Raw genomic sequence first — 17,164 nt, 5'->3', positions numbered from 1 at the left:
TCAGGAACGCGGTTCGTCCACGATCCACCACGCCGCGTGGGGCGGCAACCAGAGCTCCCCGTGTTCGTTCACGTCGAGATCGTGCTGGGACAACACCTCCCGAGGTGCGAGGACCCCGTACTCGCCGAGTCGCGCGTAGGGGAACGGTCGGTGCTCCGCCGTCACGTTGAACAGTCCGACCAGGGTTCCGCTGGGGTGACGCCGCAGGACGGCCAACACTCCGTCGTCGACGTCGGCCGGAACGTCCACGGGCGCTTCGGCGTGCAGCATCGGCAGGCCGGCCCGGATCTTCGCGATCCGCGCGATGCCGTCGAACACGCGCTGGGCGTCGCTGCCCGGCTCGAAGCGGCGGGCGCGATCGGCGTCGGTGACCCGGGGCCGGTGAAGCCACCGATTGTCGTCCTCGTGCCCGGGCTCGCTCGCCCAATCGGCGTCGCCCGGCGAGCCGAGTTCGTCCCCACTCCACACGACCGGGATGCCGCCCCACACCGCGACGATCGCATGCGCGAGAAACAGCCGCCCGAACGCGCCGTCCGGATCTCGACGCGAGAACCCCAGGCCCGTGAGCGCAGCGGCGGTGCCGCTGATCCGCCGATCACCGGTCTCGGGGTTGTACTGGAAGACGGCGCCTTCCGACCAGGACCCGTCGAACTCGCCGGAGTACCAGTCCGCGAGAAAGTTCCGGTGGCCGGCACCGGTGAGTCCGAGGGCGTCGGCGTCGGCATCGTCGATGGCCCAGCCGATGTCGTCGTGACACCGCACGTAGGTGACCCACGTGCCGCTGGGCGGGGTGGGCGGCAGCGTTCCGAGCGCCTGGCGAGCCAGATCCGTTCGGCCGGTGGCCAGCATCGACCACACCTGCACCATGAGGCTGTTGTGGTACGCGATGTCCGAGACCTTGCCGGTGTGATCCCCGGAACCCAGGTAGGGCAACAGGTCTCGGGGACCGACGATCGCTTCCGCCTTGAACAACGTCGCCGGTGCAGCGAGGCGCGTGGTGGCGCGGAGGGCCTGGGTGATCGCGTGGACCTCGGGCTGGTTCTGGCAATTCGTTCCGAGCCGCTTCCAGAGGAACGCGATCGCGTCGAGACGCAGCACCTCGATACCGAGGTTCGCGAGATGGGTGACGATCGAGGCGAATTCGAGAAGCACGTCGGGGTTGGACCAGTTCAGGTCCCACTGCCACTCGTTGAAGGTCGTCCAGACCCACTCCCCCAGTTCGTCGTCGAAGGTGAAGCTGCCGGGCGCGAAATCGGGGAAGACCTCGGGCAGTGTCTTCTCGTAGGCGTCGGGCTGCTCCCGCACGGCGAACAGGTGGAAGTAGTCGCGGTATCGCCGATCTCCCGCCCGCGCCTTCTCCGCCCACTCGTGTTCGCGAGCAACGTGATTGAGAACGAGATCGATCACGGGGCTGATTCCGCGTTCGCGGAGCGTCGACGTCAACGCGCGAAGATCCTCGGTGGTCCCGAGGTCCGGACGGACGGTGGTGAAATCCATGACGGCGTAACCGCCGTCGTTGTCCCCCGGCCGTGGTTGCAGGAGCGGCATCAGATGCAGGTACGTGACCCCGAGATCGGTGAGGTGATCGAGACGCTCCCCGAGCCCGGCCAGCGTCTCGCCGTACCGATCGACGTAGCACGCGTACCCGAACATGTCGGGTCGCTGGAACCAGTCCGGGGTGAGCAGGCGGCGATCGTCCAGTTCGTGGAGCTCGGCACTGCGATCACGGAATCCTCGGGCGGCGACCGCAACCAGTGCCGCCGCCGTCTCGTCCGGATCGGGGTACACCGCCGCAACTGCCTCGTGCAGATCGGGCCACCACCGCTCGAGCCGCAGGACGAACGTCGCGCGTCGATGCTCGGGCAGGTCACCCAGGACGTGTCGGACGATGTCGTGAACCGCGTCGGGCAGTGCGAGGCGCGCCATGCCTGCATCCTCGCACGTGCCCCACACGCGGCCCCCGCCGGAATCGGACACCGACCGGACGGCGCCGGCGTTTCCGATCGCGGGAAGCAAACGACGGCCACGCAGGTTGAACGAGTCATGAAGAACATCGGTTTCCTGTCGTTCGGGCACTGGTCGGCCTCCCCGCACTCGCAGACGCGGTCGGCGTCCGACGTGTTGCTGCAGTCGATCGACCTGGCGGTCGCCGCCGAAGAACTCGGCGCGGACGGCGCGTACTTCCGGGTGCACCACTTCGCTCAGCAACTCGCGTCACCGTTCCCGCTGCTCGCCGCCGTCGGCGCGAAGACCGATCGGATCGAGATCGGCACCGGCGTCATCGACATGCGATACGAGAACCCGTTCTACATGGCCGAGGATGCCGGGTCCGCGGACCTCATCTCCGGGGGACGACTCCAGTTGGGCGTGAGCCGCGGATCGCCGGAACAGGTCGTCGACGGCTTCCGGCACTTCGGCTACGCACCTGCCGACGGGACCGACAGCGGTGACCTGGCGCGCGAGCACACCCGAATCTTCCTCGAACTGCTCGAGGGCAACGGGTTCGCCGAGCCGAACCCGTCTCCGATGTTCCCCAATCCCCCGGGCCTCTTGCGGCTCGAACCGCATTCGGACGGACTGCGGCGGCGAATCTGGTGGGGCGCCGGCACGCGCGCGACCGCCGAGTGGACGGCCCAGCAGGGCATGAACCTCATGAGCTCGACGCTTCTCAGCGAGGACACCGGCGTTCCGTTCCACGAGCTGCAGGCCGAACAGATCGAGCGTTTCCGCAAGACCTGGTCCGACGCGGGCCACTCCTTCGAACCGCGAGTATCGGTCAGCCGCAGCATCTTTCCCGTCGTAGACGATCGCGACCGTGCGTACTTCGGACGCGAGGGACGTGGCGGTGATCAGGTCGGTTACATCGGCGGCGGCATCGCTCGCTTCGGCAAGACGTACGCGGGCACACCCGACCGCCTGATCGAGGAGCTCGCAAAAGACGAGGCGGTCGCGGCCGCCGACACCCTGCTGCTCACCGTTCCCAACCAGCTCGGGGTCGAGTACTGCGCGCACCTGATCGAGTCGGTGCTGACCCACGTCGCCCCGGAGCTCGGCTGGCGCTGATCGCGGTGGGTGCTCTCGGCCGCGGTCACCGCGGCCGAGAGCACCGAACTCGCAGCACACGCCCTGCGTTTCGGATCGGGTGATGATCGCCGAGTTCGGATCCCAGCTGGCCAGGATGGGCAGGATCTGGGCGGTGCTGGAGCCGTCCCAGACCGTCTACACGATCAGGCTGTCGCCACAGGACATCGCGAACGGCGTGTTGTTCCTGGTTTCCGACGACGCCTCGATGGTCCACGGGACGACCCCCTACGTGGACGGTGGCATCTCGGTCACGCGCGGCTGAACCGGGTTCACACGTTGAAGCGGAACTCCACCACGTCCCCGTCGGCCATGACGTATTCCTTGCCCTCGATGCGCACCTTGCCCGCGGACTTGGCGGCAGCCATCGACCCGGCGGCGACGAGATCGTCGTACGACACGACCTCGGCCTTGATGAAGCCCTTCTCGAAGTCGGTGTGGATCACGCCCGCGGCCTGCGGAGCCGTGTCGCCCTGGTGGATCGTCCACGCGCGTGACTCCTTGGGGCCCGCCGTGAGGTAGGTCTGCAACCCGAGGGTGTGGAAGCCCGCCCGCGCGAGGGCGTGCAGCCCCGGCTCGGCCTGCCCGATGGACTCGAGGAGTTCGAGGGCCGACTCGTCGTCCAGCTCGACCAGTTCGGATTCGATCTTGGCATCGAGGAACACCGCGTCCGCGGGGGCGACCGACGCCTTCAGCTCGGCGACCTTCGCTTCGTCGGTGAGGATCGACTCGTCGGCGTTGAAGACGTAGAGGAACGGCTTGGTGGTCAGCAGGTTCAGCTCGCGCAGCAGTGCCGTCTCGATCTTGTTCTTCACCGAGTACAGCGTCTTGCCCTCGTCGAGGAACGCCTGCGCCTCCTTCGCGGCCGCCACCATCGGGGCGCGGTCCTTCTGCGTCCGCATCTCCTTCTCGAGGCGCGGAATGGCCTTCTCGAGGGTCTGCATGTCCGCGATGATCAGCTCGGTCTCGATGACCTCGATGTCGGCGGCCGGGTCGACACGACCGTCGACGTGCACCACGTCGTCGTCGGCGAACACGCGTACCACCTGGCAGATGGCGTCGGCCTCGCGGATGTTGGCCAGGAACTTGTTGCCCAGACCGGCGCCCTCGGACGCGCCCTTCACGATTCCGGCGATGTCCACGAAGGTGACCGGCGCGGGAAGGATCTTCTCCGAGCCGAAGATCTTCGCGAGTTCGCTCAACCGTGGGTCCGGGAGCGCCACCACGCCCTCGTTGGGCTCGATGGTGGCGAACGGGTAGTTCGCGGCCAGCACATCGTTGTTGGTCAGCGCATTGAACAGAGTGGACTTGCCGACGTTGGGTAGTCCGACGATTCCGAGGGTGAGGCTCACGATCGATGGAGTCTACGTGTTCGCCCGCGCGAACCCCGTCCGCACGTTCGGCGCAGAAAACCGACCGTTCGGCGCATCGGTTTCCGCAGATTCACTGTGCTCGGGGCACAACTGTTCTTACATCTGCTAAGAGTGACTGCGGTCACATCGACCGCACACCACATCCGCCAGGAGCGTTGTAGATGACTGCAGTGTCCGAGAACCGGGATTCCCATGTGGAATTCCAGAAGACCGACGAGAACCTGCCACCCGTGGGCATCGTCGATCGCAGCCCCATGTCGATGCCCAAGCGCATCTTCTTCGTCTTCATCGGCATCCTGGGCGGTATCGCCTGGACCGTCGTCGCCATCGTCCGCGGAGAGAACCCGAACGCCGTCTGGTTCGTCGTCGCCGCCGTCTGCACCTACATCTTCGCCTTCCGCTTCTATGCCCGGCTGATCGAGAACCGCATCGTCCACCCCCGCGACGATCGCGCCACTCCGGCCGAGATCCTCGAGAACGGCAAGGACTACATGCCGACGGATCGGCGGGTGCTGTTCGGGCACCACTTCGCCGCCATCGCCGGCGCCGGTCCGCTCGTCGGGCCGGTTCTCGCCGCCCAGATGGGCTACCTGCCCGGGACGCTCTGGATCATCATCGGCGTCGTCTTCGCCGGTGCCGTGCAGGACTTCCTGGTCCTCTGGATCTCCACGCGTCGCCGCGGACGCAGCCTCGGCCAGATGGCCCGCGAAGAACTCGGCGTCGTCGGCGGTACCGCTGCCATCATCGCGGTGTTCGTCATCATGATCATCCTCATCGCGGTGCTCGCCCTGGTCGTGGTCAACGCACTCGCGGAGAGCCCGTGGGGCGTGTTCTCGATCGCTCTGACCATTCCCATCGCGCTCTTCATGGGCGTGTACCTGCGGTACCTCCGGCCCGGCAAGGTCTCCGAGGTCTCGCTCATCGGCGTCGTCCTGCTTCTGCTGGCGATCATCGCCGGCGGTTGGGTGGCCGAAACCGACTGGGGCACCGACTGGTTCACCCTGTCGAAGGTCACGGTCGCCTGGCTGCTGATCGCCTACGGCCTCGCCGCGTCGATCCTTCCCGTCTGGCTGCTGCTGGCGCCACGGGACTACCTGTCGACGTTCATGAAGATCGGCACCATCGTGCTGCTCGCCGTCGGCATCCTCATCGCCCGCCCGGTCCTGCAGATGCCCGACGTCACCAGCTTCGCCAGCGCCGGAAACGGCCCCGCCTTCTCGGGTTCGCTCTTCCCGTTCCTGTTCATCACCATCGCGTGCGGCGCGTTGTCCGGGTTCCACGCCCTCATCTCGTCCGGAACCACGCCCAAGCTTCTCGAGAAGGAGAAGCAGATGCGGATGATCGGGTACGGCGGGATGCTCACCGAATCGTTCGTCGCGATCATGGCGCTCATCACCGCGTGCATCCTCGATCAGCACATCTACTTCGCGCTCAACGCGCCCACGGCCCTGACCGGAGGAACTCCCGAGACCGCCGCCGCCTACGTCAACGGACTCGGCCTCTCCGGCGGAGACATCACCGCGGCGGAACTGCAGCAGGCCGCGACCGACGTCGGCGAGGAATCGATCATCTCCCGCACCGGCGGTGCGCCGACGTTGGCGTTCGGAATGTCCGAGGTGTTGCACCAGGTGTTCGGCGGCGAGAGCCTCAAGGCCTTCTGGTACCACTTCGCGATCATGTTCGAGGCCTTGTTCATCCTCACCACCGTCGACGCGGGCACCCGCGTCGCCCGATTCATGCTGTCGGACTCCATCGGCAACCTCGGCGGCCGCGCGAAGAAGTTCCAGGACCCCTCGTGGCGAGTGGGCGCGTGGATCTGCTCGATCGTCGTGGTCGGCGCGTGGGGCGCGATCCTGCTGATGGGTGTCACCGACCCGCTCGGCGGCATCAACACGCTCTTCCCGCTGTTCGGAATCGCGAACCAGTTGCTCGCCGCCATCGCCCTCACGGTCGTGCTGACGGTGGTCATGAAGAAGGGCCTGTTCAAGTGGGCCTGGATCCCCGGTGTTCCGCTGGTCTGGGACCTCATCGTCACGATGACCGCGTCGTACCAGAAGATCTTCTCCTCGGTCCCGTCCATCGGCTACTGGGCACAGCACAGCGACTTCCGCGACGCCAAGGCGCAAGGGCTCACCGAGTTCCGGACGGCCACCTCGACCGACGCCATCGACGCCGTCATCCGCAACACGTTCATCCAGGGCACCCTGTCGATCGTGTTCGCCGGCCTGGTCATCATCGTGGCCGTGGCGGGCGCCATGGTGTGCGTCAAGGCCGTGCGCGAGGGTGGACTTCCCGGCAGCGAGGAACCGGACGTTCCGTCGAAGATCTTCGCTCCCACCGGGTTCGCGATGACCCCGGCCGAGAAATCCGTCCAGGCGGAATGGGACGTTCTCATCGAATCCGGCGAGGTACGGCGACCCGGCAGCGCACACGGCGGAGGTCACTGAGGTGCTCACCGTCCTGAAGTCGGCGAAGGCGGCGAAGTGGTGGATCACCTCCCTCATGGGAGACCACGACTACAGCCGCTACGTCGAACATCTCCGGCGCACACACCCCGACGCCGTCGTTCCCTCCGAGCGCGAGTACTGGCGCGCTCGGTACGCGGAGGCCGACGCGAAGCCGGGTCCTCGCTGCTGCTGAAAGGCAAGCGGGCACGATGGCCGTCGTGACCTCACCGCCGTGGAGCGCCTTGTCGGTCGAACTGCCGTATCGAACCCCGTACGACGTCGGCTGGATGGAGTGGTTCCTGTCGGGTCACGCCGTCCCCGGGATGGAGACGTTCACGGGCGGCACCTACCGACGGTCCCTGCGGCTCGCGCAGGGTCCGGCCGTCGTGACCTGTCGGTTCCGCGCGTCCGACGACGGGACCGGTGTGGTGGAGACCGAGGTCCGGGCGCAGCACGAGTCGGATCTCGCCGAGGCGGTGGACCGCGTCCGCTCGGTCCTCGCCCTGGACGTGGACACCGCGCCCGCGGACCGGGCCCTGTCCGCCGATCCCCGGCTCGCCCCCTGTGTGGAGGCGGTGCCGGGGATTCGCGTTCCCGGTGCCTTCGACTCGTCGGAGGTGCTGCTGCGCACCATGATCGGACAGCAGATCTCACTGGGCGCAGCCGCGACGCACACCGCGCGCCTGGTGGCCGGGCTCGGCGACCCGGTGGGCGACGAGGCCGGGGTCGGTGAGCACGGCATCACCCACCTGTTCCCGACGAACGACGCGATCGCCGGACGCGGGCCCGAATTCCTCACCGGGCCCGCCCGACGCATCGCGGCCATTTCCGCGACCGCCGGGGCCCTGGCCGACGGCGCTCTCCACATCGGTCGGCACCGCACCGCACCCGAGCAGGAGAAGGCGCTGACCGCGCTGAAGGGGGTCGGGCCGTGGACCGCTCGCTACGTCTCCATGCGCGTGCTGCGCGATCCGGACGTGTTGCTCGACACCGATCTCGTGGTGCGTCAGGGAGCCCGACTCCTGGACGTCGACCTCTCCGAGTCCGAGCGCTGGTCGCCCTGGCGTTCGTTCGTGTCGATGCATCTGTGGCGGGCGGCTCTGGCGGCCCGCGGCGTCTACCCGTGACGAACGGCATACGATCCCCCGCGCGGACGAGGGGTGAGACTCGCGGCCCCGGGTACAGTCACATCGTCCGATCGTGACCCGGAACGGTCCCACCACATCGCACGACCCTCGAGAAGGACACTTCGTGACCGAGAACGCCGCCGGCACCGCCATCCGTGAACGAGGATCCCTGATCGCTTCCGGGGCCGTCTGGCTCGCCAAGGCCTCGGCCGTCTTCGTCGCCATCGCCGCGGCCCTCTACCTCATCGGCTGGTTGATCGGTCAGATGTGGGTGATCGTGCTACCGGTGCTCCTCGCCCTCATCGTCGCGACCGTTCTGTGGCCGGCCACCCGGTTCCTGCGTCGCGTCGGGTTCCTGCCCGCCCTGGCCGCCATCACCTCGCTCCTCGCGTTCCTCGCCATCCTGGCCGCGGTCGTCGCGTTCATCGTCCCGTCCGTCGCGGAGCAGGCCCCCGAACTCGCCGACAGCGCCACCCTGGGTGTGTCCCAGGTCCAGGACTGGATCGAGGGCCCGCCGCTCAATCTCGAAGCCGAACAGATCGACAACGCGGTCACCGTCATCATCGACAGCCTGCAGGACAGCGGAACCGCCATCGCGTCGGGCGTCTTCGCCGGTGTCACCACGGCCGGATCGATCCTGGTGACGCTGGCACTGACCTTGGTGCTCACGTTCTTCTTCATCAAGGACGGGCCGCGCTTCCTGCCGTGGATCCACGGCCTCGCCGGTGGCCGGGCCGGGCGGCACGTCGCCGAGGTTCTGGACCGGATGTGGAACACCCTCGGCGGGTTCATCCGGACGCAGGCCGTGGTCAGCGCGATCGACGCTCTCTTCATCGGTGCGGGTTTGCTGATTCTCGGGGTCCCGCTGGCGCCGGTCCTGGCGACGCTGACCTTCCTCGGTGGTTTCATCCCCATCCTGGGCGCGTTCGTCGCCGGAGCTCTTGCCGTTCTGGTCGCGCTGGTGGCGAACGGATTCACCACCGCGCTGATCGTGCTCGCCATCATCGTGGCGGTGCAGCAGCTCGAGGGGAACGTGCTGCAACCGTTCCTGCAGAGCAAGTCCATGAATCTGCACGCCGGCGTCGTGCTGCTCTCGGTGACGGGCGGCGCCTCGGTGTTCGGGATCATCGGCGCCTTCCTGGCCGTACCCGTCGCGGCCGTTGCCGCGGTGCTGTTCCGGTACGTCAACGAGCAGGTCGAGCGCAAATCCGACGAGGACCCCGACGCCAACACCATCGCCGCCAAGGTGCACGCCAAGCTGGGAACCCCCGGTGAAGACGACGCCCCCACCGTGGTGGACGACGAGCCGGATCGAGCGGATTTCCTGGACGATCAGGACCGAGACGGCGCCGGTCCGGACCGAAGCACGACGAAGGATGCCGGGCCCACCCCGTACGGGCCCACCCCGGACGGGAACACGTCGGATGGGAACACGTCGAGCGGGGACACCCACACGAGCTCCGACCGACCCTGAGGCGCAGCGTCTTCTCGGCCTCAGACCCCGGCGTGCACACGCACGGTCGAGCCGTGCCGTTGCCGGATCACGTGGAGCCGTGACGGCACCCGATCCCGAATCTCGTCGACATGGCTGACGATGCCGACGGTGCGACCGCCGGAACGCAGTTCGTCGAGCACGCCCATCACCGAGTCCAGTGACTCCGCATCGAGCGTGCCGAAGCCCTCGTCGATGAACATGGTGTCGAGGGTGACGCCACCGGACTCGGCTGCCACCACGTCGGCGAGGCCCAACGCCAACGCCAGCGACGCGCAGAAGGATTCGCCACCGGACAGCGTGCCGGCGGCGCGGACCACACCGGTGTAATCGTCGCGGATGTCGAGCCCCAGACCACCTCGGGTTCCCCGTGGACCGGCCTCGTCCGAGTGAACGAACTCGTACCGCCCGCCCGTCATCCGCCCGAACCGTACGGACGCCGCCACGGCGACCTCTTCGAGGCGCGCCGCGAGAACGTAGGACCGCAGCGACATCTTGCGACTGTTCTGCCCCCGGCCGTTGACCACATCCGCCAGCTGTTGCAATTCCGCGTGTGCCGCGCGGACGGGTTCGAGTCTCTCGGCGGCCGCCCACAGTTGCGTCACCAACGTTTCCACCTTGACTCGCCGTTCGTCGGCCGAGTGCTTCCGGGTCAACGCCTCTTCCATGACCTCCCGCAGCTCGCGTTCGGTGCGCACCAGCGGGTCGACGTCGACCTCCGGACCGGCGAGCGCGGCGACGACCGTCGGCTCGGCCAGAACCGCGGCGGCCGCTGCGCGCTCGGATTCGGCGTCGGTGCGGCGCTGCTCCAGCGCGGCGATACGTCGAGGCTCTCGCACCGCCGATCGGGCGTCGACCGGATCGACGAACCCGGCGTCGGTGGACTCCTGCTCGAGTCGCCGCTCGAGCTCGGTCACTGTTCTACGAGCGTCCGCGGCGGCGTGTCGCGCATCCCGCAGCGACACCACGGCGGCGATCGCGCCGTCGAGTTCGGCTCGCCGTGCGCGCGCGGATCCGAGGGCTCCGACGGCGCCGTCTATTCTCGCCGTCGTCTCGGCGATACGCACGTCCAGTGACTCGAGGTGGGCGCGGTGCGATTCGAGCTCCGCGACGCGTTCCGAGATCCGTGTTCGCAGGTTCTCCGCCTCGGCCTGCGTCGCCGCGCGCCGCCGAGCCACGTCCTCGGCACGACCGGCGCGCGCCGTCGCTGCGTCGAGCTCCGCGGTCGCCGCGTCCAGTGCCGCAGACAATTCGCCGGCCGGGCGGGTACCACCCCGTGCGGCGAGCACGTCCATCTCGCGACGCCGAGCGTGCAGTTCCTCCTGGACGGCGTCACGGCGGGCACCGGCGACATCGACCGCGTGACGGGCCTGATCCTCGTCGTCTCTCGTGACCGATTCGCCGGAACTGCGCGCCGGCGCGGGGTGCTCGACCGCGCCGCACACCTCGCACGGTTCGCCGTCGCGCAATCGGGTGGCCAGCTCCGCGGACATTCCCTCGAGACGTTGCTCGCGCAACTCCAGGAACAGCTCGCGCAGCTCCTGATGCTTGGCCGTCGCGGCCAGGACTTTCTTGTCGGCCGCCTCGGCAGCGGCGGTGGCGCGACGATGCTCGATCGCGGCGGCGACCGCGTCGGCCGCGGCGGCGTGCCGCGTCGTCAATGCGTCGAGCGATGCCTGCGCCTGCACGCAGAGGGTGTACTCCCGGTCGAGGTCGACCATCGTCTCGGGCAGGGTGGACCGGCGCTGCGTCAACGCGGCGACGTCTGTGTCGATGCTCGCGACGATGTCGGCACGTCGGCGTCGGTCGGCGACCAGATCGTCGCGTGCCGATTCGTCGGCGGCTATCCCGTCGAGCACCGCGCACTCGCCGCTCCATCGCTGAACGGCGGCATCGACCATCGCGGCGTCGTCCGGTGCCGGGGGCCAGGACAGAGACGCGGCGACGTCCGCGGCGACCGTGTGCGCGGCGTCGGCGGACCGCGCCTGGACGACGGCGTCGGCGGCATCGGACCGTCGACGGGCATCGTCGAGTTCGTGGCGGCGACGCTCCACCGGCGCCGCGGCGGTTGCGCGGGTCAGCTCCCGGACCTCGGCGGCGCGCGCGTCGGCGGTCTCCTCGAGAGCGGCCAGACGGTGCCGCGCGGCCGCACCGCGCGCGCGAGCCTCGGCCGCGGACCGCGCCGCTCGCACGGCGTCGACCGCGACGGTGTGCTCGGCCCGCGCCGCCTCCAGTCGAATTCCGTCCACCTCGGCCTCGCTCCGCGCCGACTCGACCAGGGCGGTCGCCCAGGGCAGCACCTCCGGGTCGGTGCACAACTCGACCCCGGCGGCCGACGCGACCTGCGCCGCGATCCGGTCGGCGCTCTGGGTTCGGTCCGCCAGCGCCTCGGCGCTCACGCGACGCCGCTCGGCGAACCATTCCTCGATGTCCGAGAACCGATCGGTGTCGAAGAGCCGCTCGAGCAACAATCCACGCTCGTCGTTCTTCGCCCTGAGAAAGCGAGCGAAGTCACCCTGCGGGAGCAGCACCACCTGGAAGAACTGATCGACTCGCATGCCGAGGAGCCGTTCCACCTCCGTCGCGATCTCGTCGATCCGGGTCAGGTTCTCCCCTCGGCCGTCGAGCCAGGTGAGAGTGGCTTTGGCGTTCTGTTTCGTCGTTCCCTCGCCACGCAGCTTGGGGCGGGCGTACTCGGGACTGCGGACGAGTTTCAGACGTCGCCCCCCGAGCGTCGCCACGAGCTCGACCGAGGGTGGGACGCCGGGGGCAGCGTGATCGGACAGCAAACGCTTGGTGTCGCGGCGAGCGCCGGGGACCACGCCGTAGAGCGCGAACGCGATGGCGTCCAGGATCGAGGTCTTTCCGGCGCCGGTCTGCCCGTGGAGCAGGAACAACCCGTCGGCACCGAGCTCGTCGAAATCGACGGTGACCGTGCCGCCGAACGGTCCGAAGGCCGTCACGGCGAGCGAGTGCAGCCTCACGCCGAGCGTTCCCACCGCGACTCGCCGACGCTGCGCTCCCGGTCGAGCTCGGCCTCGACTCCGACCGACCGCACCGCCGTGCGCAGCAGTGCGGTCTCGGACGTGGTGGGAGCGCTCCGGACGTCGGTCAGAAAACTCGTCACGATCTCGACGTCCGACCGGCCGACGACCTTGTCCCGATACCCGGCGTCGCCGACGCGTGCCGGCGGCGACCACTCGAGGTGGACGGCGAACGGGTACCGATCCTGCAGCCGGCGCATCGCGTCGATCGGCCGCACTGCGTCCGTGAGGACCGCCGACACGTAATCCTCGACGTGTGCGTCGGACTCGTCCGCGCACAACTCGTTCAGAGTCCCCTCGAGCACGCACAGGCCCCGAACCACGGGGAGGTCGACGCGGGTCACATCGATCTCCCCTCCCGCCGCCATGTCGACGAGCCAGGCCGCCTTGCGGTGGGAACGCTCGCCGAACGAGTACGGCAGCGGCGATCCGGAATAGCGGATGCGAGGACCGATGGTCTGCGGAGAGTGCAGGTGGCCGAGGGCGACGTACTCGACACCGTCGAAGCTCGCCGCCGGAACGGTCTCGACCCCACCGACCGCGATGGAACGCTCGGACCCGGTGCCCTCGCCCCCGACCACGAACGCGTGCGCGAGGACCACCGAACGTGCGTTCCGACCCCGAGTGGCGACGTCCGCCCGCACTCGGGTCATCGCCGCCGCCAGCACGTCGGCGTGCGAGCGGGCGTCCGCGATCCCGAGTTCCACCCGCGTGGTCTCCGGTTCGAGGTACGGGATCCCGTAGAAGGCCACCTCGCCGTGCTCGTCGGGGATCAGGATCGGGCGATCCACCGCGGCGACGGTGGTGAACAGGTGCAATCCGCCCGCGGAGGAGAACGCAGCGCCGGCACCGAGGCGAGCCGGTGAATCGTGGTTGCCCGAGGTGGCGACGATGACGGCCCCGGCCTCACGAATGGCCTCGAAGCCGGCGTTGCACACGCGCACCGCGTCGGCGCTGGGAACGGCGCGGTCGTAGATGTCCCCCGGAATCACGACGACGTCGACCGCGTGTTCACGGACCGCGTCGGCGATCGCGTCGAGGGCACGCCGCTGATCGGCGAGCAGGTCGACACCGTGAAAGGTGCGACCGATGTGCCAGTCGGAGGTGTGCAGGATTCTCATGATCGCGACGCTAACGGAGGTGTCCGACAAACTCGTCCGCACCGCCCGCGTGTCGGTCGGCGCCACGGTCTGTCGGTGGTCGCCGCCATGATGGCGGCATGAACCTGCTCACGGTGGCGTCGGTACTCCTCACCCTCGGACTCGGGGTGCTCCTCGGGTGGCTGCTGCGCGGAGCCCGCGGCGACGTCGAACTCGCGAAGGCCACCGAACGGCTCGCGGTGTCGGCCGACAACGAGGAGACGCTCCGCCGATCGATGGCGCTGCTCAGCGAGGATTCCGCGCGCCGCCACTCCGGGGCGATCGGCCAGCAGGTCTCCCATCTGGTCGGCCCGCTCAAGGACTCGGTCGATGCCCTGGAAGAGCACGTGCGGTCGGTCGAGCGCGACCGGGTGCAGGCGTATGCCGGGCTGACCGAACAGGTCGCCGGCATGCACCGTGCGTCGCGGCAGCTGTCGTCGCAGACAGACCAGCTGGTGACGGCGTTGAGAGCACCTCAGGTCCGCGGCCGGTGGGGAGAGATCCAGCTCGAACGGGTCGTCGAACTCGCCGGGATGACACGGCACTGCGATTTCGACACCCAGGTGGTCGCCGACGGCGTTCGACCCGATCTGGTCGTGCGACTGGCCGGCGGCAAGCGCATCGTCGTCGACGCGAAGGTGCCCCTGGTCGCGTTCCTCGACGCGACCGCCGAGAACGATCCGGAGACCGTCGATCGACATCTCGCGCGGCACGCCCGGCACCTGCGCACCCACGTGGACCAGCTGGCGGACAAGAAGTACTGGCGAGCCTTCGAACCCTCGCCGGAATTCGTCGTGCTGTTCGTCCCGGGTGACCCCTTCCTCGACGCCGCGTTGATCCGTGATCCCGCACTGCTCGAGTACGCGTTCGCCCGCAACGTCGTGCTTGCGACGCCCACCACGTTGATCGCCCTCCTGCGCACCGTCGCCTACACCTGGAAGCAGGAGTCGCTGGCCGCCGATGCCGCCGCGGTGCAGGTGCTCGGACGGGAGTTGTACGAGCGCATCGGCACGGTCGGCGCGCACGTGGACCGACTCGGATCCCAGCTCGGCAAGGCGGTGGACTCCTTCAACGCCGCCGCCGGGTCGCTCGACGCTCGGGTGTTCGTCACGGCGCGAAAGATGCACGAGATGGCGCTCTTCGACGGTGACCCGCCCTCCGTCACCCGGCTCGACCAGCGGCCGAGGTTCATGGGGCCTCGCGTGCCGATGTGAGCAGCGAATCGCCGCGGGACGGGCACGCCAACGGCGCAAGTTGATCGTCGGGCGCTAACCTCGCAGGGTGTCGTCACTGCAATTCGCTCGATCCGGAGTGCCTCGGGACCAGCGGTCCGCCGTGCCCACCGTTCCGGGAATTCCGGCGTGGGCCGCCGTCGTGGTCGCCGTGGGTGCCTGCGTTCTCGGCTTTCTCGTCGATGCGATCCGCGGTTCCGAACTGTCGGCCACGTTCGCCGTGATGTACGTGCTCGGGTCGTTCATCGCCGTGGTCGCGGTACGCCATCGCGGTCTGTTCACGGCCGTGGTGCAGCCCCCGCTCATCATGTTCTTCGGTGTCCCCATCGCGTACCAGTTGCTCGCGACCGACGCCGGACTCTCGCTCCGGGACATCGTTCTCACCGCCGCGGTTCCCCTGGTCGACCGCTTTCCGCTGATGTTCTTCACCACCCTGCTGGTACTCGTGATCGGCGGGGTCCGACTGGCTCTCGAACGTCGACCGCAACCGGCCACGGCGTCGGCGGCCAAGGACCGCGCCGCGCGCGCCCGCCGCGCCCCGGACAGCACGAAGCGTGCGCCCACCACTCGAGCCGGATCGACGTCCTCGGGACGGTCGGCGGACACCGCGGGTCGCCCGACGGACCGGCCGGACCGCCGGAACAGTGCGGGCCGCAGAGACGGTTCGGGCCGCAGAGACGGTTCGGGCCGGGGAGACAGGTCGGCGCGCAGAGACGGATCGGAGCGCTCGGATCGCGCTCAGGATCCGCGCGGGCGATCCTCCGATCACGGCCGTTCCGGACGTCGTCACGCCGAAGACGCCACGAGCACCGGTGGGCGCTCGCCGCAGCCGTCGCGCCGCGATGCGCGTATCGGTCGACCGGACCAGCCCGCCGCCCCGCGCCGACGCGTCGACGAGTCGGATTCGGGCGCCCACTCACGCGTCGCCCGGCGCACCGACGAACCACGGTCGAGCAACCAGCGGGTGCGCTACGGACATTCGGACGATCGCGGTGACACGACCGCGTACGAGCCGCGTCGCGCGGCGCGGGCAGCCCGCGACACCCCGGCCCGCGCGCCGTACCCGCCTCCCGGCGTGCGGTACCGCGACCGCGACTGATCAGACCGTGCTGTGCGTGCGCAGCTCACGGGGCAATGCGAACACCAAGGTCTCGTTGGCCGTGGTGACCGACTTGACGTCGCCGAAACCGTGCTGCTCGAGCAGATCGAGCACTCCGCGCACCAGGACCTCGGGGACGGACGCTCCGGACGTGATTCCCACGGTGCGCACGCCGTCGAGCCACGCCGTGTCGATCTGCTTGGCGTAGTCCACGAGGTAGCTGGCCCGAGCCCCGGCCGTGAGCGCAACCTCGACGAGCCGCACCGAGTTGGACGAGTTCGTCGATCCCACGACGATCACCAGATCGCATTCCGGCGCCATGGCCTTCACCGCGACCTGGCGGTTCTGCGTGGCGTAGCAGATGTCGTCGCTGGGCGGATCCTGCAGCAGCGGGAACTTCTCGCGCAGCCGCGCCACGGTCGTCATCGTCTCGTCGACGCTGAGCGTCGTCTGCGACAGCCAGATGACCTTGTTCTCGTCGCGGACCGTGATGGCGTCGACCGACTCGGGTCCGTCCACCAACTGAACATGGTCGGGCGCCTCGCCCGCGGTGCCCTCGACCTCTTCGTGTCCCTCGTGGCCGATGAGCAGGATGTCGTAATCGTCGCGAGCGAACCGCTTGGCCTCCTGGTGGACCTTGGTCACCAGAGGGCAGGTCGCATCGATCGTCCGCAGGTTGCGGGCGGCCGCGGACTCGTGCACGGCGGGCGAGACTCCGTGCGCCGAGAACACCAGAAGTGCGCCCTCGGGGACCTCGTCGGTCTCCTCCACGAACACGACGCCCTGATCGGACAGGGTCTCGACCACGTGCCGGTTGTGCACGATCTCCTTGCGCACGTAAATCGGCGCACCGTGCTTCTCGAGGGCCTTCTCCACCGTCTCGACCGCTCGGTCGACGCCCGCGCAGTACCCGCGGGGCTCGGCGAGCAGGATGCGCTTGGGCCCGTCGTATTCGGCCGCGGGACCGGCCTTCTTGGCGATGCCCAGTTCGAGCGGAATCACCGAGGACTCGCGGGGCGAGAGGGACTGGGGAGGTACGGCCGCAGACATGACTCAAGGATACGGGTTCGGTCGGCGTCGTCGACGCCCGCAGCGCACCCCGACTGGGAAAAACCGCAGCCTCGAGGCAG

General features: G+C 68.8%; 13 protein-coding genes. 8 read left to right on the top strand and 5 right to left on the bottom strand.

The annotated features are described in order from the left end of the window. The gene (locus tag ACY466_RS08190) at positions 1 to 1,926 is read right to left on the bottom strand and encodes an alpha-amylase family protein (RefSeq protein WP_463251494.1); all 1,926 of its coding nucleotides are present in this window, start codon (positions 1,924 to 1,926) and stop codon (positions 1 to 3) included. A gap of 117 nt (positions 1,927 to 2,043) precedes the next feature. On the opposite strand from ACY466_RS08190, the gene ACY466_RS08185 reads away from it, so the two are divergent. Both ACY466_RS08185 and ACY466_RS08180 read left to right on the top strand, forming a co-directional pair. Then, a complete protein-coding gene (locus ACY466_RS08185; RefSeq protein ID WP_463251491.1) occupies positions 2,044 to 3,063 on the top strand; it encodes an LLM class flavin-dependent oxidoreductase in 1,020 nt (339 codons plus the stop codon). Between the two features lie 82 nt (positions 3,064 to 3,145). Further along, positions 3,146 to 3,346 carry an SDR family oxidoreductase gene (locus ACY466_RS08180; RefSeq protein WP_463251489.1) on the top strand — a complete coding sequence of 67 codons (201 nt, stop codon included), beginning with the start codon at positions 3,146 to 3,148 and terminating at the stop codon, positions 3,344 to 3,346. A 7-nt stretch (positions 3,347 to 3,353) separates the two neighbouring features. Here the strand turns inward: ACY466_RS08180 and ychF are convergent, their stop codons facing one another. Beyond that, the gene (ychF, locus tag ACY466_RS08175; RefSeq protein WP_463251487.1) at positions 3,354 to 4,433 is read right to left on the bottom strand and encodes a redox-regulated ATPase YchF; all 1,080 of its coding nucleotides are present in this window, start codon (positions 4,431 to 4,433) and stop codon (positions 3,354 to 3,356) included. A 182-nt stretch (positions 4,434 to 4,615) separates the two neighbouring features. On the opposite strand from ychF, the gene ACY466_RS08170 reads away from it, so the two are divergent. The 4 genes from ACY466_RS08170 to ACY466_RS08155 all read left to right on the top strand — a co-directional run bounded on the left by ACY466_RS08170 (position 4,616) and on the right by ACY466_RS08155 (position 9,502). Continuing rightward, on the top strand, positions 4,616 to 6,901 hold the full coding sequence (locus ACY466_RS08170) for a carbon starvation CstA family protein (protein ID WP_463251485.1): 2,286 nt from the start codon (positions 4,616 to 4,618) through the stop codon (positions 6,899 to 6,901). Between the two features lie 13 nt (positions 6,902 to 6,914). Continuing rightward, positions 6,915 to 7,094 (top strand): YbdD/YjiX family protein, encoded by a 180-nt coding sequence (locus ACY466_RS08165; RefSeq protein ID WP_463252177.1) that lies wholly within the window; start codon positions 6,915 to 6,917, stop codon positions 7,092 to 7,094. Between the two features lie 25 nt (positions 7,095 to 7,119). After that, positions 7,120 to 8,028 carry a DNA-3-methyladenine glycosylase family protein gene (locus ACY466_RS08160; RefSeq protein WP_463251482.1) on the top strand — a complete coding sequence of 303 codons (909 nt, stop codon included), beginning with the start codon at positions 7,120 to 7,122 and terminating at the stop codon, positions 8,026 to 8,028. Between the two features lie 124 nt (positions 8,029 to 8,152). After that, positions 8,153 to 9,502 carry an AI-2E family transporter gene (locus ACY466_RS08155; protein ID WP_463251479.1) on the top strand — a complete coding sequence of 450 codons (1,350 nt, stop codon included), beginning with the start codon at positions 8,153 to 8,155 and terminating at the stop codon, positions 9,500 to 9,502. Between the two features lie 20 nt (positions 9,503 to 9,522). Here the strand turns inward: ACY466_RS08155 and ACY466_RS08150 are convergent, their stop codons facing one another. Then, on the bottom strand, positions 9,523 to 12,504 hold the full coding sequence (locus ACY466_RS08150; RefSeq protein ID WP_463251476.1) for an AAA family ATPase: 2,982 nt from the start codon (positions 12,502 to 12,504) through the stop codon (positions 9,523 to 9,525). Beyond that, complete coding sequence (locus tag ACY466_RS08145) at positions 12,501 to 13,685, bottom strand: exonuclease SbcCD subunit D (protein WP_463251473.1); 1,185 nt, start codon at positions 13,683 to 13,685, stop codon at positions 12,501 to 12,503. Before ACY466_RS08145 ends, ACY466_RS08150 begins: the two co-directional genes overlap by 4 nt. Before the next feature lie 98 nt (positions 13,686 to 13,783). Between ACY466_RS08145 and ACY466_RS08140 the strand changes: the two genes are divergently transcribed. Both ACY466_RS08140 and ACY466_RS08135 read left to right on the top strand, forming a co-directional pair. Further along, complete coding sequence (locus ACY466_RS08140) at positions 13,784 to 14,917, top strand: DNA recombination protein RmuC (RefSeq protein WP_463251471.1); 1,134 nt, start codon at positions 13,784 to 13,786, stop codon at positions 14,915 to 14,917. 67 nt (positions 14,918 to 14,984) lie between these two features. Further along, entirely contained in the window at positions 14,985 to 16,034 is a 1,050-nt protein-coding gene (locus ACY466_RS08135) for a DUF6542 domain-containing protein (RefSeq protein WP_463251469.1), read from the top strand. Here ACY466_RS08135 and ACY466_RS08130 read toward each other — a convergent pair whose 3' ends face one another. After that, positions 16,035 to 17,084: a 4-hydroxy-3-methylbut-2-enyl diphosphate reductase gene (locus ACY466_RS08130; protein WP_463251467.1), complete on the bottom strand. Its 1,050-nt coding sequence runs from the start codon at positions 17,082 to 17,084 to the stop codon at positions 16,035 to 16,037. Between the last annotated feature and the right edge of the window lie 80 nt (positions 17,085 to 17,164).

Source organism: Rhodococcus sp. K11/5, assembly GCF_055193735.1.
The sequence above is the reverse complement of the archived record's forward strand: the minus strand, read 5'-3'. Positions and strand labels throughout refer to the sequence as shown.